The 21,345-nt window shown below is 58.2% G+C and carries 21 protein-coding genes; 11 read left to right on the forward strand and 10 right to left on the reverse strand.

Annotation, left to right across the window (positions count from 1 at the left end; all coding sequences use genetic code 11):
* The first annotated feature begins 20 nt into the window (after window positions 1-20).
* Complete coding sequence (locus HBN68_RS09715) at window positions 21-815, forward strand: helix-turn-helix transcriptional regulator (protein ID WP_094992074.1); 795 nt, start codon at window positions 21-23, stop codon at window positions 813-815.
* A gap of 203 nt (window positions 816-1,018) precedes the next feature.
* Window positions 1,019-1,912, forward strand: a complete 894-nt coding sequence (locus tag HBN68_RS09720) for a PA4780 family RIO1-like protein kinase (RefSeq protein ID WP_094992075.1) — start codon at window positions 1,019-1,021, stop codon at window positions 1,910-1,912.
* Between the two features lie 62 nt (window positions 1,913-1,974).
* On the opposite strand, the gene HBN68_RS09725 is transcribed toward HBN68_RS09720, so the two are convergent.
* A complete protein-coding gene (locus HBN68_RS09725) occupies window positions 1,975-2,838 on the reverse strand; it encodes an MBL fold metallo-hydrolase (RefSeq protein ID WP_169963858.1) in 864 nt (287 codons plus the stop codon).
* Between the two features lie 95 nt (window positions 2,839-2,933).
* On the opposite strand from HBN68_RS09725, the gene HBN68_RS09730 reads away from it, so the two are divergent.
* The 3 genes from HBN68_RS09730 to HBN68_RS09740 are packed head-to-tail and all read left to right on the forward strand — an operon-like array spanning window position 2,934 to window position 5,692.
* On the forward strand, window positions 2,934-3,263 hold the full coding sequence (locus HBN68_RS09730; protein ID WP_094992077.1) for a metalloregulator ArsR/SmtB family transcription factor: 330 nt from the start codon (window positions 2,934-2,936) through the stop codon (window positions 3,261-3,263).
* Window positions 3,264-3,312: 49 nt separating this feature from the next.
* Window positions 3,313-4,878, forward strand: coding sequence for a bifunctional protein tyrosine phosphatase family protein/NAD(P)/FAD-dependent oxidoreductase (locus HBN68_RS09735; protein WP_169963860.1), 1,566 nt, complete (start codon window positions 3,313-3,315; stop codon window positions 4,876-4,878).
* A gap of 7 nt (window positions 4,879-4,885) precedes the next feature.
* Complete coding sequence (locus HBN68_RS09740; RefSeq protein WP_169963862.1) at window positions 4,886-5,692, forward strand: sulfite exporter TauE/SafE family protein; 807 nt, start codon at window positions 4,886-4,888, stop codon at window positions 5,690-5,692.
* 13 nt (window positions 5,693-5,705) lie between these two features.
* On the opposite strand, the gene cueR is transcribed toward HBN68_RS09740, so the two are convergent.
* The 3 genes from cueR to HBN68_RS09755 form a co-directional block, all read right to left on the reverse strand.
* On the reverse strand, window positions 5,706-6,107 hold the full coding sequence (gene cueR, locus HBN68_RS09745) for a Cu(I)-responsive transcriptional regulator (RefSeq protein WP_169963864.1): 402 nt from the start codon (window positions 6,105-6,107) through the stop codon (window positions 5,706-5,708).
* 12 nt (window positions 6,108-6,119) lie between these two features.
* On the reverse strand, window positions 6,120-8,501 hold the full coding sequence (locus tag HBN68_RS09750; protein ID WP_094992081.1) for a heavy metal translocating P-type ATPase: 2,382 nt from the start codon (window positions 8,499-8,501) through the stop codon (window positions 6,120-6,122).
* Between the two features lie 102 nt (window positions 8,502-8,603).
* Window positions 8,604-8,984: a hypothetical protein gene (locus HBN68_RS09755; RefSeq protein WP_094992082.1), complete on the reverse strand. Its 381-nt coding sequence runs from the start codon at window positions 8,982-8,984 to the stop codon at window positions 8,604-8,606.
* Window positions 8,985-9,132: 148 nt separating this feature from the next.
* Between HBN68_RS09755 and HBN68_RS09760 the strand changes: the two genes are divergently transcribed.
* On the forward strand, window positions 9,133-9,342 hold the full coding sequence (locus tag HBN68_RS09760; RefSeq protein WP_094992083.1) for a heavy-metal-associated domain-containing protein: 210 nt from the start codon (window positions 9,133-9,135) through the stop codon (window positions 9,340-9,342).
* 184 nt (window positions 9,343-9,526) lie between these two features.
* Window positions 9,527-10,723, forward strand: a complete 1,197-nt coding sequence (locus HBN68_RS09765) for a multidrug effflux MFS transporter (protein ID WP_169963866.1) — start codon at window positions 9,527-9,529, stop codon at window positions 10,721-10,723.
* A 1-nt stretch (window position 10,724) separates the two neighbouring features.
* Here HBN68_RS09765 and HBN68_RS09770 read toward each other — a convergent pair whose 3' ends face one another.
* On the reverse strand, window positions 10,725-10,895 hold the full coding sequence (locus HBN68_RS09770) for a hypothetical protein (RefSeq protein ID WP_162841622.1): 171 nt from the start codon (window positions 10,893-10,895) through the stop codon (window positions 10,725-10,727).
* 123 nt (window positions 10,896-11,018) lie between these two features.
* The gene (locus tag HBN68_RS09775) at window positions 11,019-12,032 is read right to left on the reverse strand and encodes a zinc-binding alcohol dehydrogenase family protein (RefSeq protein WP_094992085.1); all 1,014 of its coding nucleotides are present in this window, start codon (window positions 12,030-12,032) and stop codon (window positions 11,019-11,021) included.
* A 122-nt stretch (window positions 12,033-12,154) separates the two neighbouring features.
* On the opposite strand from HBN68_RS09775, the gene HBN68_RS09780 reads away from it, so the two are divergent.
* Window positions 12,155-13,060 carry a LysR family transcriptional regulator gene (locus HBN68_RS09780; RefSeq protein ID WP_094992086.1) on the forward strand — a complete coding sequence of 302 codons (906 nt, stop codon included), beginning with the start codon at window positions 12,155-12,157 and terminating at the stop codon, window positions 13,058-13,060.
* 39 nt (window positions 13,061-13,099) lie between these two features.
* Here the strand turns inward: HBN68_RS09780 and HBN68_RS09785 are convergent, their stop codons facing one another.
* Complete coding sequence (locus HBN68_RS09785; RefSeq protein ID WP_094992087.1) at window positions 13,100-14,053, reverse strand: adenosine deaminase; 954 nt, start codon at window positions 14,051-14,053, stop codon at window positions 13,100-13,102.
* A gap of 223 nt (window positions 14,054-14,276) precedes the next feature.
* On the opposite strand from HBN68_RS09785, the gene HBN68_RS09790 reads away from it, so the two are divergent.
* Window positions 14,277-15,362, forward strand: a complete 1,086-nt coding sequence (locus HBN68_RS09790; RefSeq protein WP_169963868.1) for a calcium:proton antiporter — start codon at window positions 14,277-14,279, stop codon at window positions 15,360-15,362.
* A gap of 38 nt (window positions 15,363-15,400) precedes the next feature.
* Here HBN68_RS09790 and HBN68_RS09795 read toward each other — a convergent pair whose 3' ends face one another.
* The 3 genes from HBN68_RS09795 to HBN68_RS09805 form a co-directional block, all read right to left on the reverse strand.
* Window positions 15,401-16,084, reverse strand: a complete 684-nt coding sequence (locus HBN68_RS09795) for an SDR family oxidoreductase (protein WP_169963870.1) — start codon at window positions 16,082-16,084, stop codon at window positions 15,401-15,403.
* A 410-nt stretch (window positions 16,085-16,494) separates the two neighbouring features.
* Complete coding sequence (locus tag HBN68_RS09800; protein WP_169963872.1) at window positions 16,495-17,097, reverse strand: YigZ family protein; 603 nt, start codon at window positions 17,095-17,097, stop codon at window positions 16,495-16,497.
* A gap of 62 nt (window positions 17,098-17,159) precedes the next feature.
* Window positions 17,160-18,080, reverse strand: coding sequence for a LysR family transcriptional regulator (locus HBN68_RS09805; protein ID WP_169963874.1), 921 nt, complete (start codon window positions 18,078-18,080; stop codon window positions 17,160-17,162).
* 123 nt (window positions 18,081-18,203) lie between these two features.
* Between HBN68_RS09805 and HBN68_RS09810 the strand changes: the two genes are divergently transcribed.
* Both HBN68_RS09810 and HBN68_RS09815 read left to right on the forward strand, forming a co-directional pair.
* A complete protein-coding gene (locus HBN68_RS09810) occupies window positions 18,204-19,553 on the forward strand; it encodes an aspartate aminotransferase family protein (RefSeq protein ID WP_094992092.1) in 1,350 nt (449 codons plus the stop codon).
* Between the two features lie 80 nt (window positions 19,554-19,633).
* The gene (locus tag HBN68_RS09815) at window positions 19,634-21,127 is read left to right on the forward strand and encodes a CoA-acylating methylmalonate-semialdehyde dehydrogenase (RefSeq protein WP_094992093.1); all 1,494 of its coding nucleotides are present in this window, start codon (window positions 19,634-19,636) and stop codon (window positions 21,125-21,127) included.
* The last annotated feature ends 218 nt before the right edge of the window (window positions 21,128-21,345 follow it).

Genomic DNA, 21,345 nt, shown 5'->3' on the forward strand with positions numbered 1-21,345 from the left:
TCGCGACATAAGGCCAATCCATGCCGCCAAACGGACAACGTGGCCCTCAACGGGCGATTCCACAGTTGGATGCACTGCCTCGGCCGTTATATGCACGGGCTGAGAGTTTGGGGGCGGGCTCGTGGACGCCGCGTCATCGGCATGACTGGGTGCAGTTTTCTTACGCCATCAGCGGCGTGTTGGGCGTTCACACGGATGAAGGCAGTTTTTTCGCGCCGCCGCAGTGGGGCATCTGGATTCCGGCGGGGCTAGAGCACGAAGTCATTACGTCCATGCGTGCCGAAATGCGCAGCTTGTATGTGCGTCGCGAAGACTGTCGATGGGCGCCGGATCACTGCCGTGTGCTGGAAGTCACGCCGCTGGCTCGCGAGTTGATCAAACGCTTTTGTGCGTTGCCCGTGAATTACCCCGAACACGGCAGCCCGGAGCAGCGTCTGGTGAGTGTGTTGCTGGACCAATTGGCTGAATTGCCGGAGGTCGGGTTTTCGTTACCGTTGCCCCGTCACCCGCGCTTGCTGGTGTTGTGCAATGAATTAATTGAAGCCCCCGATGCCGAAGTCAACGTGGGGCTGTGGTCGGGCCGGTTGGGCATGTCCGAGAAAACCCTGATGCGATTGTTTCAGCGTGAGACAGGTTTGAGCTTTCGTGGGTGGCGGCAACGGGTGCGATTGTTGTCGTCGTTGCAGGTGCTCGAAGCGGGAGGCCATGTCACGCGGGCTGCTTTGTCCTGCGGGTATGAGTCCACATCGGCCTTCATCGCGGCGTTCAAGAAAATGTTTGGCGCCACACCCGGCGAACTGTTTCGTCAACACTGAAGCTGGGGATATTAGGCGGTGCCGGGCAACCGGGGCTCGTCTATTATTCAAAAGCTTTGACGCAGGATGCGGCTGGCAGATTTGAGTACAGGGAGTGCTGCAAGCGACTTGGAATACAGTGCCCCTCTCCCCGTGGTGCGCGGATTGCCGTATAACGAGTGACTTTCGCGTGTTTGGTAATAAAGGACCCACAATAAAAGCTGATGAAGACTCCAAAACGCTTAGAACCCCTGATCGAGGACGGTCTGGTCGACGAGGTGCTGCGCCCACTCATGAGTGGCAAAGAAGCAGCTGTGTACGTAGTCCGCTGCGGCAATGAGCTGCGATGCGCCAAGGTTTACAAGGAGGCTAACAAACGAAGTTTTCGCCAGGCCGCCGAATATCAGGAGGGTCGCAAGGTTCGTAACAGCCGTCAGGCCCGAGCGATGGCCAAGGGCTCGAAGTTCGGTCGTAAAGAGACCGAAGACGCCTGGCAAAATGCCGAAGTGGCTGCGCTGTTCCGTCTGGCTGGCGCCGGGGTGCGGGTTCCAAAACCGTTCGACTTCCTTGAAGGCGTGCTGTTGATGGAGCTGGTGGCCGACGAATACGGCGATGCGGCGCCACGTTTGAACGACGTGGTGTTGGAGCCGGATCAAGCCCGTGAATACCACGCGTTTTTGATTCAGCAGATTGTGCTGATGCTGTGCACCGGTCTGGTTCACGGTGACTTGTCCGAGTTCAACGTCCTGCTGACGCCGACTGGTCCGGTCATTATCGACCTGCCGCAAGCGGTCGATGCGGCTGGTAACAACCACGCGTTCAGCATGCTGGAGCGGGACGTTGGCAACATGGCGTCGTATTTCGGCCGATTTGCGCCGGAGTTGAAAACGACCAAATACGCCAAGGAAATGTGGGCGCTCTACGAAGCGGGCACCTTGCACCCGAGCAGTGTATTGACGGGCGAGTTTGATGAGCCGGACGAGCTGGCCGATGTGGGCGGCGTCATGCGCGAGATCGAAGCGGCGCGCCTCGATGAAGAGCGACGTCAGGCCGTGCGGGCCGCCGATGAGGCGCCACCCGGCAAAACCGAAGAGCCGCCACCACCGTGGATGCAGTAATTCGCTGAAACAAAAAATCCGGCTGCGGCCGGATTTTTTGTGGGCGCGTTAATGACCCTGGCTTAGAAGCGGTTCAGCGGGACTTTCAGGCTGTGCACGCCCTGGTCATCCGCAGGCGGCAGGTTACCCGCGCGGATGTTGATCTGGATCGCCGGGATTAACAGCTGCGGCACAGACAAGGTGGCGTCACGGGAGGTGCGCATTGCCACAAACCCTTCAAGGTCGATGCTGTCATTGACATGAATATTGTGCGCCCGCTGTTCGCCCACGGTGGTGGTCCAGGCCACGTCGCGGCCCTCGGGCGGGTAGTCGTGGCACATGTACAGCCGGGTGTGCGGTGGCATCGCCAACAGGCGTTTTATCGAGTGATACAGCTGCTTGGCGTCGCCACCGGGGAAGTCGCAACGCGCGGTGCCCACGTCGGGCATGAACAACGTGTCACCGACAAACACATGGCTGCCCTCGATCTGGTATGCCATGTCCGCCGGGGTGTGCCCGGGCACGTGCAGGGCGCGCACTTCGAGCGGGCCGATGTGAAACACCTCGTCAGGGGTAAACAATTTGTCGAATTGCGAGCCGTCCTGCCGGAATTCAGGCTCAAGGTTGTAGAGGTCGCGGAACACACCCTGCACGCGGGTGATGGGCGCTCCGATACCAATCTGGCCGCCGAGTTTTTTCTTCAGGTAAGCACTGGCCGACAGGTGATCGGCATGGGCATGGGTTTCCAGCAGCCATTGCACGGTCAGGCCTCGGGCTTCAACAAATGCCGCAATCCGGTCCGCGCTCCGGGTGCTGATACGCCCGGCAGCGGCGTCGTAATCGAGCACCGGGTCGATGATCGCGCAGGGGCCATTTATAGCTGCGTAGACCACGTAGCTGACAGTGGACGTAGCGGGATCGTAAAAGCCCTGTATTTCGGGGTGCATGGCGGCCTCACATCATTCGATACAATTCATAATATATTGAAACATATATTATTGAATCGTAAACTGTCGACCGTTATATCGGCAGAGAATTTTTAATGTCTGGACAGCTCACCCACCACGAAATAGGTCTGCTGCGCGATTCAGCGTCCAAAGCCTGCATGCTGCTCAAGGCGCTGGCCAACGAAGATCGCCTGCTGCTGTTGTGCCAATTGACACAGGGCGAACGCAACGTGGGCGAGCTTGAAGGGCTGACCGGCATTCGGCAGCCCACGCTGTCTCAGCAGTTGGGTGTGTTGCGCGACGAAGGATTGGTCAATACCCGGCGCATGGGCAAGTTCATCTTCTATTCACTCGCCAGTTTCGAAGTGGTCTCGGTCATGCAAACCCTGTCGGGGTTGTACTGTGGTCAAGCGCTTAAGCAGTAAGGCGTAGCGGGACCCGATCCATTCATTTTTGTTGTGCCTGGAGTGCTCAATGGAGCAAAACATCAAGCGAATCGACGCGTGCTTTTCGGTGACGGGTCAAATCGGTCAGTCTGATCTCCAAACGTTAGCGGGGCAGGGGTTTCGCAGTGTGATCTGCAACCGGCCCGATCATGAAGGCGGCCCCGAACAACCCGAACACACGGCACTCCGTGACGCAGCGCAGGCCCTGGGTTTGAGTTTTGCGTATGTGCCAGTGGCCACCACCGGGGCGACGGCGCAGGACGTCGAACAGATGCGCGCTTTGCTTGCGCAACTGCCGACGCCCGTTCTGGCGTTTTGCCGCACCGGCAATCGCTCTTCGAAACTGTATGAACTGGCGACCCGAGGTGCCCGCAGTGCGGCCTCCTATGACGTGGTGGTGATTGGTGGCGGTTCGGCCGGAATTTCAGTGTGCGCGAGTTTGCTAAAACGGGATGCAGCGTTGCGCATCGCCGTGGTTGAGCCCAGCGCCGAGCATTACTACCAGCCGGCGTGGACGCTGGTGGGTGGCGGCGCGTATGACGTAAAAAACACCGTGCGCCCAACGGCTGACGTGATGCCCAAGGGCGCCACATGGATCAAGGCGTCGCTGTCCGCCTTTGCTCCCGAACGTCACGTGGTGCTGCTCAGTGATGGCAATGAGTTGGCCTATCAGCAACTGATTGTGTGCCCGGGGCTTGAACTGGCCTGGGAAAAAATTGAGGGTCTTGAAGACACGCTGGGCCAGCATGGCGTGACCTCCAACTACCGTTATGACCTCGCGCCGTATACCTGGGAGCTGGTGCGCACGTTACGCGGCGGCAAGGCGTTGTTTACCCAGCCGCCCATGCCGATCAAGTGTGCGGGTGCTCCGCAAAAAGCCATGTACCTGGCCTGTGACCACTGGCGCAAGCAGGGCGTGCTGGACGCGATTGCGGTTGAATTCAACCTGGCGGGTGCGGCGTTGTTCGGCGTATCGGCCTTTGTACCTGCGCTGATGAAATACGTTGAAGCCTACAACGCGACGCTGGCGTTTCAGTCCACACTGGTGAAGGTCGACGGTCCTAATAAAACAGCATGGTTTGAGGTCACTGACGCGAACGGCAACGTGACCCGTCAACAGAAAACTTTCGACATGCTGCATGTCGTCCCGCCGCAGCAGGCCCCGGATGTGATTCGTCGCAGCCCCTTGGCTGACAGTGCGGGCTGGTTCGAAACCGACCCGGCCACCTTGCAACACCCGCGTCACGCCGAGATCTTTGCCTTGGGCGATGTGTGCGGCACGCCAAATGCCAAAACCGCCGCGGCGGTGCGCAAGCAAGTCGTGGTAGTGGCTGAGAATCTCATTGCCTTGCGCAAGGGGGCTGCGTTGCCCCTGCGTTATGACGGTTACGGTTCCTGCCCGCTGACAGTTGAGAAAGGCAAAGTGATCCTCGCCGAGTTCGGCTATGGGGGCAAACTGCTGCCCACTTTCCCGCTTGACCCGACCGTGGCCCGTCAGTCGGCGTGGTGGCTCAAGGCGTCATTCCTGCCGTGGTTCTACTGGCAAGGGATGCTCAAGGGGCGCGAGTGGTTTACCGACTGCTCGGGAAGCTGAGCCAGGTATGTTGACCATTCTGTTTGGCCTGTTGGTGGGCGTGGTGCTGGGGTTGACCGGTGCCGGGGGCGGCATTCTGGCGATTCCGGCTTTAACGCTCGGGTTGGGTTGGTCGCTGGCGCAAGCCACGCCTGTGGCGTTGCTGGCGGTAGGCACTGCTGCGGCATTGGGTGCGCTCGACGGCCTGCGTAAAGGGTTAGTGCGCTATAAAGCGGCCGCGCTCATGGCATTGGTCGGCTCCATTACCTCACCGGTGGGGTTGTACCTGGCCACGTTGTTGCCGGCTAACGTGCTGGTGCTGCTGTTTGGCTGCGTGATGATTTTTGTGGCCGGGCGCATGTTTTTACAGGCCCGCGCCGATGGTCGGAAGGGGGCGAGTGAAGGGGTGCTGGAAAAAAACTGCATGCTCAATCCTGCCACCGGGCGCCTGACGTGGAATGCGCGTTGTAGCCTCACACTGGTATCGATCGGCGCCACCTCGGGGTTGCTAACGGGGCTGTTGAGCGTGGGCGGGGGCTTCTTGATCGTGCCTGCGTTTCGCAAGTTCAGTGATGTGCGCATTCATGCGGTGGTGTCCACCTCGCTGATGGTGGTGGCGTTGGTGTCACTCGGCACCCTGGGCAACTTGATGCGTCAGGGCGTGAGCCTGTCCACCGACGGCGTGCTGTTTATTGTCGCGACACTGGTCGGAATGATCGCGGGTCGGGTGATTTCGCCCCACGTCTCCGCTCAGTTGCTGCAACAAGGGTTTGCCGTGTTGTGTGCGCTCGTCAGTGTGCTGATGTTCGCCAAAGTGCTGATGTTCAACCTTTGACAAACGCCTCTGTTTACGCGCAACAACGCCCCGACGCCAGGCCCTTGAGGATCGGGCAGTCGGGGCGATGGTCACCCTGGCAGGTATCGACCAACTCTTGCAGGGTGTCGCGCAGGCTGGTCAGTTCGACGATCTTTTGGTTCAGCTCATCGATGTGTTGACGCGCCAGCGCTTTCACATCGCTGCTGGCACGTTGGCGGTCTTGCCAGAGGGCCAGCAGCTTGCCCACTTCTTCCAGTGAAAATCCCAAATCCCGCGAACGCTTGATGAAGGCCAGGGTGTGCAGGTCGTCGTCACTGTACAGCCGGTAGCCGCTGTCACTGCGATGGGCGGGTTTGAGCAGGCCGATGGATTCGTAATAGCGAATCATCTTGGCGCTCAATCCACTGTGCCTGGCGGCTTGACCGATGTTCATGACGACTGTCTCCTACTCAAGGTCCTTGGGTTTCCAGAACTTCAGCAACAACGCGTTGCTGACCACACTGACGCTGGAAAAAGCCATCGCTGCCCCGGCCAGTACCGGGTTCAAAAAGCCGAAAGCCGCCAGCGGAATGCCGATCACGTTGTAGATAAACGCCCAAAACAGGTTTTGACGGATTTTGGCGTAGGTTTTGCGGCTGATGTCCAGCGCGGCGGGCACCAGCCGCGGGTCGCCGCGCATCAAGGTGATACCGGCTGCGTGCATGGCCACGTCTGTACCGCCGCCCATGGCAATGCCGATATCGGCGGCCGCGAGGGCCGGAGCGTCGTTGATGCCATCACCCACCATGGCGACCACGCCGGTCTTTTTCAACGCAGACACCGTAGCGGCTTTGTCGGCGGGCAGAACTTCGGCGTGAACGTCCTGAATACCCAGCGCCTCGGCTACCACCCTGGCACTGCCTTTATTGTCGCCGGTCAGTAAATGGCTGCTGATATGGCGTTCGGTGAGTTGTTGCACGGCAGACAGTGCCCCCGGCTTTAACGTGTCGCCAAAGGCGAACAGGCCCAATACTTTGGGCTGCGGGCTTTGCTCGATCAGCCAGGACAAGGTACGGCCTTCAGCCTCCCAGGCCGCGGCGGCGTCGGCCAGCGGGCCGGGAGCGAGGCCGGATTCGTCCAGCAAGCGACGGTTGCCCAGCGCCAGACGACGGTCCAGCAAGGTGCCTGCAATGCCTCTGCCCGTCAGCGACTGGCTGTCCGTGACATCGGGCACTGTCAGCTGACGCGCTGCGCAGGCATCGAGTACGGCGTTGGCCAGCGGGTGCTCGCTGCCGCGTTGCAGCGCTCCGGCAGCTTGCAGCAGTTGCGCTTCATCACCGTCGATGGCGCTTAAGTGGGCGATTTGCGGGGTGCCGGAGGTCAGCGTGCCGGTTTTGTCGAAGACCACAGCGCTGACTTCATGGGCGCGCTCAAGGGCTTCGGCGTCTTTGATCAAAATGCCATGCCGCGCGGCGACGCCGGTGCCGGCCATGATCGCGGTCGGGGTGGCCAGACCGAGCGCGCACGGGCACGCGATCACCAGCACCGCCACGGCGTTGATCAGCGCGGTCTCAATCGGCGCGCCGTAGAACCACCAACCGAGTAGCGTCGCCAGCGCAATCAGCAGTACCACGGGGACAAAAATCTGACTGACTTTATCCACCAGCTTTTGAATCGGTGCCTTGCCCGCCTGCGCGTCTTCAACCAGGCGAATGATGCGCGCCAAAACGGTTTCAGTGCCCAGCGCCAGGGTTTTGATCACCAAACGGCCTTCACCGTTGATGGCGCCGCCGGTGACTTTATCCCCCGGCTGTTTTGGCACGGGCAGGCTTTCGCCGCTGATTAGCGCTTCGTCGGCATGGCTTTGACCTTCGACCACTTCGCCGTCCACCGGGAAGCGTTCGCCGGGTTTGACCAGCACCAGGTCGTTGAGGCGCAGGTCGCTGATGGCTACATCCTGTTCCTGCCCGTCGACCACCCGCAGGGCGCGTTCGGGACGTAAGGCCTCAAGCGCCCGGATGGCGCTGGCGGTCTGGCGTTTGGCGCGACTCTCAAGGTATTTGCCCAGCAGCACCAGTGCGATCACTACGGCTGAGGCTTCGAAGTACAGGTGCGGCATGCTGCCGGGGGCGGCGATGGCCCATTCATACAGGCTCAGGCCGTAACCGGCGCTGGTGCCGAGCGCGACGAGCAAGTCCATGTTACCCGCACCGGCTTTGACGGCTTTCCAGGCGGCGACATAAAAACGTGCGCCCAGGATGAACTGCACAGGCGTGGCCAGCAGAAACTGCGCCCAGGCAGGTAGCATCCAGTGCAGACCGAACGGCTCGACCAGCATCGGTAACACCAGCGGCAATGCCAACACGATGGCCGCCACCAGTGACCAGCGCTCACGGCGCAGGCGTTGGTGTTGATCGTCTTGTGTAGCGTGTACGTTTTCTGTGAGGTGGGCGCTGTAGCCCGCCGTCGTCACAGCTTTAATCAACTCGGCAGGGTCGACATGCCCCAGCGATTCAATATGCGCCCGTTCACTGGCCAGGTTGACGCTGACGTTTTTCACCCCGGGAACTTTAGCCAGCGCTTTCTCGACCCGGCCAGCACAGGAAGCGCAGGTCATGCCGCCGATGGTCAGTTCCACCGTTTGGCTGGGCACGCTGTAGCCAGCTCGGGCAACGGCTTCAACCAGCAGCGGCAAGCTGTCGGCAGGCGCCTCGACACGCGCCTGTTCGGTGGCCAGATTGACGCTGACCGATGTCACCCCCGGCACGTTGGCCAGTGCTTTTTCTACGCGGCCAGCGCAACTGGCGCAGGTCATGCCGGCGATCGGCAAGTCGTATTGAATGGGCACGAACAATCCTCCTCAAGAAGTTATCTATCCCTAGAATCGACCTTGACCCGATGGGAAGGTCAAGGCGCTTGTTGATTGTGGCGGCCGTCTTCTGGGCGGTGCTTAATATTCGAGCTGGGCAGGCGTGAGGTAAGGGCCGCTCGCTCGCATTGCAATGCGATATTTGCGCACATCGCCCGCTTTCAAGGTGATGGTTTGAGACGGCAGGGCCAGCATGCCCGGCAGACAACCCGGGGCCTGGCCCGGCAATGACTTGAGGCGCAGGTTGATACGCCCGGGCGGGAGGTTGAAGGACGTGGCTTGTTCCTGAAACAAGCGGCCCGCCAGTTGGTCATCTATATAGAGGCCGATTTCACAATTGGTGGGCACTTCAAGGCGCTCGCGGGAAATGATCAAAACACCGTAGTCCTGATCAGCGTTTGCCCACAACGGCAAGCTGGCAAGACCTAAAAGGCTGACTAGGCTCAAAGCGGACCAGCGCATGGCTACGTATCCTGTTTTCTAATCGGAAAGTTTGCAGCTTGGCCGACCGCGAAACAGATTGCCAGTATCGTGTCTCTGCACCAGGGCTTGACCTTGCCATCATGGCAAGGTGGACACTTTGAACCTCTCTCACCAAGGAGTGAACACAATGCACGTACTTAACGTTTCCGGTATGACCTGTGGCGGTTGCGCGAACTCGGTAACACGGGCGGTCCACGGGGTGGACAAGGACGCCAAAGTTGAAGTGGATCTGGCGAAGAAAACCGTCACAGTGGATAGCAAATTGCCCAAGCTGGATATCATCGACGCGATCACCAATGCAGGGTTTGAAGCGCGTTCCATGAGCGCTCAGCATTAACACACCTGGCATTTTCTGTTGCCAATCGCAGCTGCACGTTGCTGCTCGGCAACAGAGGAGGCCATGGGGTCACGATGGAATGTAATCGCCAGTTTATTAGCTAGCTCGCTATCTTTATGTTCAAGATCCGTCAGCACAGCTAGACTACCGGGTCGCGCTGACACTCGTCCGACCTGGATCCCTGATGAACTTTAGAACCATTTTGATTCTCGGTGCCTTGAGCGCCTTCGGTCCCTTGGCCATCGATTTTTACTTACCGGGTTTCCCGGCGATGGCTCAAGCATTCGCGACCGATGAAAAACACATTCAACTCACTCTGGCGGTTTACTTTCTGGGCTTGTCCATCGGCCAGTTGGTCTACGGCCCCATTGCGGATCGGTTTGGGCGGCGCGTGCCTTTGTTGGTGGGCGTCGGGCTGTTCACTGCGGCGTCTTTTGCCTGTGCCTTTGCGCCCTCGCTGGATTGGCTGATCGGGGCGCGCTTTGTCCAGGCCCTTGGCGGTTGTGCAGGGATGGTGCTGTCGCGGGCGATTGTCAGCGACAAGTGCGATGCAGTGGGCTCAGCCAAGGTGTTTTCGCAACTGATGCTGGTCATGGGGCTGGCGCCGATCCTTGCTCCCATGCTCGGCGGCCTGCTGGTGAATGTGTACGGCTGGCAGGCGATTTTCATTGTCCTGACGGGTTTCAGTGCCCTGGCAGCGCTCGCCGTGGCGCTGGGCCTGCCGGAAAGTTTACCGGCCAATGTGCCGCGTCAGCCGTTGTCCGGCGCGTTGCGCCAATACGGCCGGTTGCTCAAGGACCGTGAATACCTGGGGCATGCGCTGACCAGCGGGATTGCCATGGCCGGGATGTTCGCCTATATCGCGGGCTCGCCGTTTGTGTTCATCAAGTTGTATGGCGTCCCGGCCGAGCACTACGGTTGGCTGTTCGGCAGCAATGCGGCGGGCTTCATTCTTGTGGCACAAATCAACGCGCGGTTACTGGCCAAGCGTGGCCCTGCCTTTTTGCTGTCGCGCATGGTGTGGGTGTACCTGGCCGCCGGGTTGACTCTGTTGGGCGTCAGCGCCTTGCACACGGCGCAACTGTGGCCGCTGTTGATCCCGCTGTTTATCTGCATCGCCAGCCTGGGTTGCATCATTCCCAATGCCTCGGCCTGCGCCATGAGCGGGCAGGGCGCACGGGCGGGAAGCGCTTCGGCATTGCTCGGTTGCCTGCAGTTCAGCGTAGCGGCGGCGGCGGCATGGCTGGTGGGGGTTTTACACGATGGCAGCGCCATGCCGATGGCCATGGTCATCAGCTTGTGCGGGATTTTGGCGGTGTCGATTGCGCTGGCAACCCGGCGGCTGTACACCGCGCGGATTGCCGCTCAAACGTCGATTTGATTTAGCCAGCCATTCGTTCAGGCAATCTGTGCGGGGCTTGCAAACGTGTACGCAGCGTATCCACAAAGGCTCTGGCCTCGGACTCGCTGCGAAAATTGATCGCTTGTTGGTCGATTTGAACCTGCCACTGGCAGTCGCGGGATCTTGCTAACGCTTTTATCAGGATTTTCATTTCTGGCCTCCTCAGGTTCGCAAAGGAGGCCAGTGTATGCCCGATAACGCTGAGAAATATGACGGGCATCAAGTCTCTGACTGACGGTTACAAAATGGCCGGTCCAGTCCCGTCACCTGCCTCTCAAAATCCTTCCAGTACAATCTTGCCCTTGGACTTGCCGCTTTCCAGCAGCGTGTGGGCGCGACGCAGGTTGTTCGCGTTGATGGTGCCGAAATGTTCGCCCACGGTGGTGCGCAGGGTGCCAGCGTCGATCAGTTCCGCGACCCGGTTCAGCAAGTGATGCTGTTCAATCATGTCCGGGGTTTCGAACAACGAGCGGGTGTACATGAACTCCCAATGCAACGACAGGCTCTTGCGTTTAAGCAGTGAGATGTCCAGCGCCTTGGGGTCGTCGATCAGGGCCAGTTTGCCCTGCGGCGCCAATGCCTCGACCAGTTGCGCCAGGTGTTGATCGGTTTGGGTCAGGCTGGCGACGTGAGTTACGGCGTCGATACCGGCCTGCAGCAACGCTTCGCTCAGGGGCTGGCGATGATCGACGATCACATCGGCGCCCAGTTCGCGCACCCAGGCTTGGGTTTCCGGACGCGAAGCGCTGCCGATGACCTTGAGCCCGGTGAGCTGACTGGCCAGTTGGGTCAGGATCGACCCTACGCCGCCCGCCGCACCCACAATCAACAGGCGTTGGTGCAGGTCAGTCTTGCCTTGTGCGATGCCGAGGCGGTCAAACAACAGTTCCCACGCAGTGATGGCCGTTAAAGGCAGTGCAGCGGCTTCTGCGAAGCCCAGGCTTTTTGGCATATGGCCGACGATGCGTTCGTCGACCACGTGACGCTCACTGTTGGCACCGGCGCGGGCGATGGAACCGGCATAAAACACCTTGTCGCCGACCTTGAACAGACTCACATCACTGCCCACGGCCTTGACCACACCGGCCACGTCCCACCCCAGAACCTTGGCAGTGCCTGGGTCGGGCTGTGCGTTTTGCCGCACTTTGGTATCGACCGGGTTCACGGAAATGGCGTTGACTTCCACCAGCAGATCTCGCGGCCCGGCGACCGGTTCCGGCAGTTCAATATCTTGCAGGGCCTGCGGATCTTCAATGGGCAAAGAATGGTAATAACCGACAGCTTTCATAGGGCGCATCCTGAAGAGGGAGAAAACGTGGGGCGATAATTCGCTATTTCCTGCCGTCGTAAAACCGGCTAAAACGGCAGGCTCTTTCAATATATTTTTGATAATAGGCGGGTTTATCCACCATGCTGCGCTTTGATGACCTGCAAGTGTTTGTGCGCGCTGCCGATCTGGGCAGCCTGTCCGCGGCGGCGCGGGTGATGGACATGTCGCCAGCAGTGGCGAGTGCGGCACTCAAACGGCTTGAGGCTCAGTTGGGCTCGCGTTTGCTGGCGCGTTCGACCCGCAGCCTGCGTTTGACAGCTGAGGGGCAGGGTTTTCTTGAGTATGCCCGTAAGGCGTTGAGCAGTCTGGATGAAGGAAGGCGACTCTTGTCCCGGGGGCAGGATCAGGTCAGTGGGGTTTTGCAGCTCTCGGCGCCTTCAGACTTTGGCCGAAACGTTCTGTTGCCATGGCTTGATGCCTTTCAGCGTGAGCACCCGCAACTGACGGTTCGGCTACTGCTGGGGGACCGCATTGCCGATCTGTTTCGTCAGCCGGTGGACATCGCTTTGCGCTATGGCGAGCCGGAGGATTCCAGTTTGGTTGCCTTGCCGGTGGCGGCGGACAATCGCCGGGTGTTATGCGCGTCGCCCGCTTATCTGGCGCGTGCTGGCGAGCCGCATCAACTCGAACAACTGCTGCAACACAATTGCCTGCTGTATATGCTCGGCACACGCGTACACGACCACTGGCGATTTCATGATGGCAAGCGTGAGTCAGGCCTGACAGTGAGCGGGGACCGTTTCAGCGATGATGCGGATGTGGTGCGTTTGTGGGCATTGGCCGGGGCGGGAATTGCTTATAAGTCCTGGCTGGACGTGTCGGCGGATGTGCGAGCGGGAAGGCTCATCGTGCTGATGCCAGAGCTGGTGGGCGAGCGGGCACCGCTGAACATGTTGTGTGCTCACCGGGCACAGTTGAGCAAACCGGTGAAATTATTACGGGACATGCTTGGCGAGCGTTGTGCAGAACTGGCTCGGTACCCGTAATCGCCGCCGCACTCGACGGCAGCGATCACGGACAAGGCGTTACGGCTTGACCAAACGCGCATCCAGACCGTTTTGCGCCAAGCGCTTGGCCTGATCTTCGGTCATGCCCAAATGCGTGTGCAAGGCGTGGAAGTTTTCGGTCATGTACCCGCCGAAGTAGGCCGGGTCATCGGAGTTCACGGTGACTTTCACGCCGCGTTCCAGCATGTCGAGGATGTTGTGCTGAGACATGTGATCAAACACGCACAATTTGGTGTTGGACAGCGGGCACACGGTGAGCGGAATTTGCTCGTCGATAATGCGCTGCATTAAACGCTCATCTTCAATGGCGCGTACGCCATGGTCGATCCGCTCAATTTTCAGCAGGTCGAGGGCTTGCCAGATGTACTCCGGCGGACCTTCTTCGCCAGCGTGGGCCACTGTCAGGAAGCCTTCGGCGCGAGCACGATCAAATACGCGCACAAATTTGCTGGGCGGGTGGCCCATTTCGGAGCTGTCCAAGCCCACGGCGATAAATGCATCGCGGAACGGCAAGGCCTGATCGAGGGTTTTTTCGGCTTCTTCTTCGCTCAAGTGGCGCAGGAAGCTGAGGATCAAACCACTGGTGATGCCCAGTTGCTGTTCGCCGTCCTTGAGTGCAGCGGCAATGCCGTTAAGCACGACTTCAAACGGCACGCCCCGGTCGGTATGGGTTTGCGGGTCGAAGAACGGTTCCGTGTGAATGACGTTCTGCTCTTTGCAGCGCAACAGGTACGCCCAGGTCAGGTCGTAGAAGTCCTGCGAGGTGCGCAACACGTCCGCGCCCCGGTAATACAGGTCGAGAAACTCTTGCAGATTGTTGAAAGCGTACGCTTTGCGCAGGGTTTCGACGTCGTTCCACGGCAGGGCGATCTTGTTGCGTTCAGCCAGAGCGAACAGCAGTTCAGGTTCCAGAGATCCTTCAAGGTGCAGGTGCAGTTCCGCTTTTGGCAGGGCGTTTAGCCAGTCATACATATCAGTTTTTCTCATCAAATCACGTGCAGATGGCGGCATTCTACAGGCCCGGGCCGACATATTTGGTAAAACCCGACCAAGCTATTTGCCACACCTTTGTCATTGGTGAGGTGCGCAAGCGCGGAGTTGTGCATTCAGTGAACTAAGATGTAACGAAACGTTAGCGAGTTGCGGCAGTCTGTAACCCAACGACGTGTATTGGTTCTCAGGCAAAAGGCTCGCGATGCTGACTTTCTTAAAAGATGAAAAACTCCTACTACTGGCAATTGTCCTGGCGTGCGCTGCCTTCCCGCTGGAGCCCTGGCTGCTGCATAACGGGCAAGTGACAGCGCTGGTGGCTGGTGGCGTACTGATTGCAGCCATTGTGTGTGCATCCATGCGCGTGGCCCATCACGCTGAAGTGCTGGCTGAAAAGTTCGGTGACCCTTACGGAACGATGATCCTGACACTGTCAGCCGTTCTTGTTGAGGTCGTCATCCTTGCGATCATGATGAGCAATGAAGCATCTCCAACGTTGGTGCGGGATACGATCTATTCAGCCGTGATGTTGGATATCAACGGGATTCTGGGCCTGGCAGCACTGATGGGCGGGATCAAGCACGGTGAACAGTCCTACAACGACGATTCGGCGCGCACTTACAGTGTGATGATTCTGACGGCCATGGGCGTGTCGATGGTGGTGCCGGAATTCATCCCCAAGGCTGACTGGAAAATTTATTCGGCCTTCACGATTGGCGCGATGGTGTTGCTGTACACCCTGTTCTTGCGCATGCAGGTCGGGCCGCACAGTTACTTTTTCAGTTACAGCTACCCCGAAAAAAAGAGCCGTAAACGTGCGCCAGAAGGGGAACCCGCGAACCTGAAACTGTCGGTCGGGGTTTTGGTGTTTGGCATTATCGTGATCGGCGCCTTGGCCGAGGTGATGTCCAAGGCGCTCGACCTGGGGCTGGAAGGGACGGGCGCACCGCCCGTGATTACCGCGATTGTGGTGGCCGCGATCTCGGCGGCGCCAGAAATCTTGACGGCCCTGCGTGCAGCATTGGCCAATCGCATGCAGTCGGTGGTGAATGTGGCGCTCGGGGCTTCGCTGTCCACTGTTATCTTGACGGTGCCCGTGATGGAGGCCATGGCGCTGTACACCGGCCAGCCGTTCCAGATGGCCATGACGCCCGTGCAAACGGTGATGGTGTTGATCACGTTGGTCGTGAGTGCCATCAACTTGAATGACGGCGAGACCAATGCGATCGAAGGCATGACGCATTTTGTGCTGTTTGCGACGTTCATCATGCTGTCGCTATTGGGGCTTTGAGGCAAAGGGCGGCTTGAACGCGCCGCCCTCTGTTCTGCTTACCAGGGAATCGTCTGACCTTTGTAGTCGATAAAGTAATGCCCGCCTTTCCCTGCATATGCCTTCACTTGTTCAACCAGCCCACGGGTACTGGTTTCAACATCTATATCGGCGCCTTCACCGCCCATGTCGGTCTTTACCCACCCCGGGTGCAGGGTCAGTACGGTAGGCCGGTCTTCACCCAGTTGACTGATGAACGTATTCGTCATGGAGTTGAGTGCGGCCTTGCTGGCTTTGTAGAGGGCAAGTTCAGGCGCGTCAGGCGATTTAATACTGCCGAGCCCGGAACTCATAAACGCCAAAACCCCACTGCCTTTACGGATTTTGCTGACAAAGACTTGTGCCAGGGTGATCGGCGCTACGCTGTTGGTCAGGAACAATTGGCCGATGTCGGTCAGGCTGGCGCGCCCCGACGCTTGATCGTCCGGGCCCTTGATGCCAGCGTTCACAAACACCAGGTCATATACTTCGGTGCCCAGTTTTTGGCTCAAGGCCCGGATGGCCTCAACGTTGTCCAGATCCAGTTGTTCAATGCTGGCCTTGCCCAGTGCTTTAAGCTTTTCCACGTTGTCAGGGTTACGCACCGTGGCGGTGACGTTCCACCCATCTTTGATGAGTTGCTCGACCAAGCCCAGACCCAGTCCGCGTGAGGCGCCAATGATAAGTGCGTTTTTAGCTGTCATGAGTCGCGTCCTATGAAAGGTAAATGAGGATCACCGAACACGGTTTTACTCTTTCAGCCAGCCACTGCCCAGTCGTACAGTTTGGTTAAAAAATATACAAACCTGAGCGCCCGTTACAGAATGTGCGCTCAGGTTGGGTTTGCACGGGTTATCCACAGGTTGCTCCACAGGATCTGTGCGCAACCCGGGCGGCCGGCTATAAGTACGAGTGGCGATGGTCCGAAGCGGTATAAGTCAGGTTAACGCGCTGTTTGCACAGCGTTTTTCCTTTTCAGAAGTGGGTATCGATCAAAAAACGTACAAAGTGATGCAGGCCACGCCCGATAAGGGCTGTAGCCGTGTGTGCTCAGGTTATCCACAGTCGGGTGCACAGTGGTTGTGGGCAACTGTTTAGGTGGGAACAAAGCCTGTCAGCCTTCAACGTTGATCGGCTTGCGGATCAACATAATGCGGCCACGACTGAGGTCGGCCAGTTGCGCTTGCAAGACAGGAATATGCGCGTCGCAGACTTCCAGGCATAACTCCACCCCGTTGGCGGTGAAGGTTTCGTTGTTCAGCACGCCGTTGAGTTCTGACACGCGCAATTTGACCAGTGCCAATTCACTGAAGCTGCAAGCGCACTCAAGTGCGACCCGGGTGATAAGCGGTGACTTTTCGGCCGTTTGCAGGCATTTGTTGGCGCCACCCCCATAAGCACGTGCCAACCCCCCCGTGCCCAGTTGAATGCCGCCATACCAGCGAGTCACCAGCACCACAACGTGATCGCAATCTTGCGCTTCAATGGCCGACAGAATGGGGCGTCCAGCTGTGCCGCCGGGTTCGCCGTCATCGCTGCTGCGGTACTGATCGCCCAGCTTCCAGGCCCAACAGTTATGGGACGCGTTGAGGTCGCTGTGCCGCTCAATAAAGTCGTAGGCCTCTTGAGCACTGGTGATGGGCGCGGCATAGGTGATGAAGCGGCTCTTGCGGATTTCTTCGCGGTGCTCGCATGGACCGGTCAGGGTTGAAGGCATATCGGTTCCGGGCTGTGCGCGAGGCGTGGAGGCTCCGCGGCGGGGCTGAGGAGAAGTGAACGTTAGCGTGTCGATTCAAGGCTCTCAAGGAAACTTTCAAGGACCAGGTGAGGGCGGCGGCCTTTGCGGGTGACCGAGGCCAGGCTCAAATCATAAAAACGCGATTCGGGTTTGAGCGCACGCAGACGACCTTGTTGCACCCACAAACTGGCGTAATGGTCAGGCAGGTAGCCTATGTAGCGTCCGGTCAGAATCAGGAACGCCATGCCTTCGCGGTCTGAGGCGCTGGCGGTGCACTTGAGTGCCTGATAATGCGCCTGAATCTCTGAGGGCAGACGAAAAGTCGGCGCAATGGCGTCCTGATCGTTGAGGCGGTCGTCTTGTAGCTGGACGTCATCGACATAAAACAGTGGGTGACCGACAGCACAGTAAAGCAGCGACCGTTCGCTATACAGCGGTTGATATTCCAGACCGGATAACGCACTGGCCTGAGGCACAACGCCCACGTGCAGACGTCCGTCGAGCACACCTTGTTCAACTTCATTGGGCGAAATCATGCGGATCTGAATTTGAACGTCGGGCCCGCGTTCTTTGAGTTGAGCCAATGCGTGGGTGATGCGCATATGGGGGAGGGTGACGAGGTTGTCCGTAAGGCCGATGGTCAGCTCACCGCGCAAGTGTTGATGCAGGCCGTTGACCTCTGTGCGAAAGCTCTCTAACGCGCCAAGTAATTGCAACGCTGACTGGTAGACCTCGCGACCTTCTTCCGTCAGGGAAAACCCCGCGCGCCCGCGTTGGCATAGGCGCAAGCCCAGGCGCTGCTCCAGATCACTCATTTGCTGGCTGATCGCAGACCGGCCAATGCCGAGGACTGTTTCTGCTGCAGAAAAACCGCCGCACTCCACCACACTGCGAAAGATGCGCAACAAGCGAATATCGAAGTCGCTGACTTGCGCCAAGGCATCGGAACGACGGCTGCTCATAGTTTAGTAAACGCCTAACTGAAGGTTAGAAGAGTTGGATTTCATCGACTTTATAGGCGTGGCAATTTAGCTGCAACCACGATTTTGACCCGACACTGCACTCTGTCTTGCGAGGTTTTGCTGATGAACATGCCTGAAAACGCCGAGTTAAACGTAGCCAGCCAGCTAAAGCTGGATGCGCACTGGATGCCTTACACCGCCAATCGTAATTTTCATCGTGATCCGCGTTTTATCATCGGCGCCAAGGGCAGTTATCTGACGGATGATAAAGGTCGGCAAATTTATGACTCATTGTCAGGTCTGTGGACATGTGGTGCAGGCCATACACGCACAGAGATTCAGGAAGCCGTGGCCAAGCAGCTCGGCACGCTGGATTACTCGCCAGCCTTTCAATATGGCCATCCCTTGTCGTTTCAGCTGGCCGAGAAAATTACCGAGTTGACGCCCGGTAACTTGAACCATGTGTTCTTCACCGATTCCGGCTCGGAGTGTGCGGATACCGCTGTGAAAATGGTGCGTGCGTACTGGCGGCTGAAAGGCCAATCGACCAAAACCAAAATGATTGGTCGGGCACGCGGTTATCACGGGGTGAACATTGCGGGCACTAGTCTGGGGGGCGTGAACGGCAATCGTAAGTTGTTTGGTCAGGCCATGGCGGATGTCGACCATCTCCCGCACACCTTGCTGGCGAGCAATGCCTTTTCACGCGGTATGCCAGAGTTGGGTGGTATCGCGCTGGCGGACGAACTGCTCAAGTTGATCGAGCTGCATGACGCTTCAAATATCGCCGCGGTGTTTGTCGAGCCGATGGCAGGGTCTGCCGGGGTGCTGGTTCCGCCTCAGGGATATCTGAAACGCCTGCGTGAAATCTGTGATCAGCACAACATCCTGCTGGTATTCGATGAGGTTATTACCGGGTTTGGTCGCACAGGCTCAATGTTTGGAGCCGACAGTTTCGGTGTGACGCCGGACTTGATGTGTATCGCCAAGCAGGTCACTAACGGTGCGATTCCAATGGGGGCTGTGATTGCCTCTACCGAGATTTATCAGACATTCATGAATCAGCCGACGCCGGAGTACGCCGTCGAATTCCCGCACGGCTATACCTATTCCGCCCACCCGGTGGCGTGTGCAGCAGGGCTTGCCGCGCTGGACTTGCTGCAAAAAGAACATCTGGTCCAGAGCGTCGCTGAGGTTGCACCGCATTTCGAGAATGCGTTGCATGGTTTGAAAGGCGTGAAGAACGTCATCGATATCCGTAACTACGGTCTGGCTGGTGCGATCCAGATTGCTCCACGCGATGGCGATGTGATTGTGCGTCCTTTCGATGCCGCGATGAAGCTGTGGAAGGCCGGGTTCTACGTTCGTTTCGGCGGTGACACGCTGCAGTTTGGCCCGACTTTCAATAGCAAACCTCAGGATCTGGATCGCTTGTTCGATGCAGTGGGAGAGGCGTTGAATCAGATCGACTGATCCCTTCTATATAGAAGAGACATTTTTGGCTTTCGACGTGCGCGAAATGTGTGCGTCTGCAGACCTGTTTTGGAGTGGCAATGAGCACGATTCAACATTTGATCAATGGTGAGCTGGTAAGTGATTCCGGCCGTACTGCCGATGTGTACAACCCGTCGACCGGGCAGGTGATTCATCAGGTTCCTTTAGCCAGCCGCGAGACGATTCAACAGGCAATCGACACGGCAAAGGCGGCTTTCCCCGCCTGGCGTAATACGCCTCCAGCCAAACGTGCCCAGGTGATGTTCCGTTTCAAGCAGCTGCTAGAGCAGAACGAAGCCCGCATTTCTCAGTTGATCAGCGAAGAGCATGGCAAGACGCTGGAGGATGCGGCAGGTGAGCTCAAACGCGGGATTGAGAACGTCGAATACGCGTGCTCGGCACCGGAGATCCTGAAGGGCGAGTACAGCCGCAACGTAGGCCCGAACATTGATGCATGGTCTGACTTTCAGCCGATCGGGGTTGTGGCGGGGATAACGCCTTTCAACTTCCCGGCCATGGTTCCGTTGTGGATGTACCCGTTGGCCATTGTGTGCGGTAACTGTTTCATCCTTAAACCTTCGGAACGCGATCCAAGTTCGACCTTGTTGATTGCGCAGTTGCTTCAGGAAGCGGGTCTGCCTAAAGGCGTCTTGAGTGTGGTGCATGGCGACAAAGCTGCCGTAGACGCCCTGATTGAAGCGCCAGAAGTGAAAGCCCTGAGCTTTGTCGGCTCGACGCCGATTGCCGAATACATCTATGCCGAAGGGACAAGACGCGGCAAGCGTGTTCAGGCATTAGGTGGCGCGAAGAACCATGCGGTACTGATGCCTGATGCCGATTTGGATAATGCCGTGAGTGCGTTGATGGGGGCTGCTTATGGCTCATGTGGCGAACGTTGCATGGCGATTTCGGTGGCCGTGTGCGTTGGGGATCAGGTGGCGGATGCCTTGGTGGCCAAGTTGGTGCCGCAAATCGAGGCGCTGAAAATTGGCGCAGGGACTTCTTGCGGCCTCGATATGGGACCTTTGGTCTCGGGGCAAGCGCGTGACAAGGTCAGTGGGTATGTGGCTGACGGTGTGGCGGCAGGAGCCAAGCTGGTGGTTGATGGGCGAGGCTTGAGTGTAAAGGGTCATGAAGACGGGTTCTTCCTAGGCGGATGCTTGTTCGATCACGTTACGCCAGAGATGCGCATCTATAAGGAAGAGATTTTTGGGCCGGTTCTGTGCATCGTGCGTGTAAACAGTCTGGAAGCGGCGATGCAACTGATCAACGAGCATGAGTATGGCAACGGTACGTGCATCTTCACTCGCGATGGCGAGGCTGCGCGTTTGTTCTGTGATGAGATTGAAGTAGGCATGGTAGGGGTTAACGTTCCGCTGCCTGTTCCTGTGGCTTATCACAGCTTCGGTGGTTGGAAGCGCTCGCTGTTTGGCGATCTGCATGCTTATGGGCCTGACGGTGTGCGCTTTTACACGCGTCGAAAAGCCATTACCCAGCGCTGGCCGCAGCGTGCGAGCCATGAAGCGTCGCAGTTTGCATTTCCTAGCCTCTGACGCATTCGTTGTTTGAAAGGAGAAGCCAGCCGCCAGGCTGGCTTCTTCGTTTGCAGGCCTTTTAGGTGGTATGACAGAAATATGAAATTCGGGCTTGACTCAGAATTCCATCGGCCTATAATTCGCCCCACTTCCGGCGCAGTCGAAACGGAAAACTCCTTGAGATTCAAAGAGTTAAACGATTTCGAAAGTGTCAGCTTCAAGTCATCGAAGCAGGA

Source organism: Pseudomonas sp. WS 5078, from assembly GCF_012985745.1.
Classification (GTDB): Bacteria; Pseudomonadota; Gammaproteobacteria; order Pseudomonadales; family Pseudomonadaceae; genus Aquipseudomonas; species Aquipseudomonas lundensis_A.

What these genes read in the sequence shown, in the direction of transcription:
- cueR (WP_169963864.1), bottom strand. Translation starts at nt 6,107, where the DNA reads ATGAACATCGGTCAAGCCGCCAGGCACAGTGGATTGAGCGCCAAGATG.
- HBN68_RS09755 (WP_094992082.1), bottom strand. Translation starts at nt 8,984, where the DNA reads ATGCGCTGGTCCGCTTTGAGCCTAGTCAGCCTTTTAGGTCTTGCCAGC.
- HBN68_RS09805 (WP_169963874.1), bottom strand. Translation starts at nt 18,080, where the DNA reads ATGAGCAGCCGTCGTTCCGATGCCTTGGCGCAAGTCAGCGACTTCGAT.
- HBN68_RS09735 (WP_169963860.1), top strand. Translation starts at nt 3,313, where the DNA reads ATGGAGCAAAACATCAAGCGAATCGACGCGTGCTTTTCGGTGACGGGT.
- HBN68_RS09800 (WP_169963872.1), bottom strand. Translation starts at nt 17,097, where the DNA reads ATGCCTTCAACCCTGACCGGTCCATGCGAGCACCGCGAAGAAATCCGC.
- HBN68_RS09720 (WP_094992075.1), top strand. Translation starts at nt 1,019, where the DNA reads ATGAAGACTCCAAAACGCTTAGAACCCCTGATCGAGGACGGTCTGGTC.
- HBN68_RS09790 (WP_169963868.1), top strand. Translation starts at nt 14,277, where the DNA reads ATGCTGACTTTCTTAAAAGATGAAAAACTCCTACTACTGGCAATTGTC.
- HBN68_RS09760 (WP_094992083.1), top strand. Translation starts at nt 9,133, where the DNA reads ATGCACGTACTTAACGTTTCCGGTATGACCTGTGGCGGTTGCGCGAAC.
- HBN68_RS09780 (WP_094992086.1), top strand. Translation starts at nt 12,155, where the DNA reads ATGCTGCGCTTTGATGACCTGCAAGTGTTTGTGCGCGCTGCCGATCTG.
- HBN68_RS09725 (WP_169963858.1), bottom strand. Translation starts at nt 2,838, where the DNA reads ATGCACCCCGAAATACAGGGCTTTTACGATCCCGCTACGTCCACTGTC.
- HBN68_RS09785 (WP_094992087.1), bottom strand. Translation starts at nt 14,053, where the DNA reads ATGTATGACTGGCTAAACGCCCTGCCAAAAGCGGAACTGCACCTGCAC.
- HBN68_RS09775 (WP_094992085.1), bottom strand. Translation starts at nt 12,032, where the DNA reads ATGAAAGCTGTCGGTTATTACCATTCTTTGCCCATTGAAGATCCGCAG.
- HBN68_RS09770 (WP_162841622.1), bottom strand. Translation starts at nt 10,895, where the DNA reads ATGAAAATCCTGATAAAAGCGTTAGCAAGATCCCGCGACTGCCAGTGG.
- HBN68_RS09795 (WP_169963870.1), bottom strand. Translation starts at nt 16,084, where the DNA reads ATGACAGCTAAAAACGCACTTATCATTGGCGCCTCACGCGGACTGGGT.
- HBN68_RS09730 (WP_094992077.1), top strand. Translation starts at nt 2,934, where the DNA reads ATGTCTGGACAGCTCACCCACCACGAAATAGGTCTGCTGCGCGATTCA.
- HBN68_RS09810 (WP_094992092.1), top strand. Translation starts at nt 18,204, where the DNA reads ATGAACATGCCTGAAAACGCCGAGTTAAACGTAGCCAGCCAGCTAAAG.
- HBN68_RS09815 (WP_094992093.1), top strand. Translation starts at nt 19,634, where the DNA reads ATGAGCACGATTCAACATTTGATCAATGGTGAGCTGGTAAGTGATTCC.
- HBN68_RS09740 (WP_169963862.1), top strand. Translation starts at nt 4,886, where the DNA reads ATGTTGACCATTCTGTTTGGCCTGTTGGTGGGCGTGGTGCTGGGGTTG.
- HBN68_RS09715 (WP_094992074.1), top strand. Translation starts at nt 21, where the DNA reads ATGCCGCCAAACGGACAACGTGGCCCTCAACGGGCGATTCCACAGTTG.
- HBN68_RS09765 (WP_169963866.1), top strand. Translation starts at nt 9,527, where the DNA reads ATGAACTTTAGAACCATTTTGATTCTCGGTGCCTTGAGCGCCTTCGGT.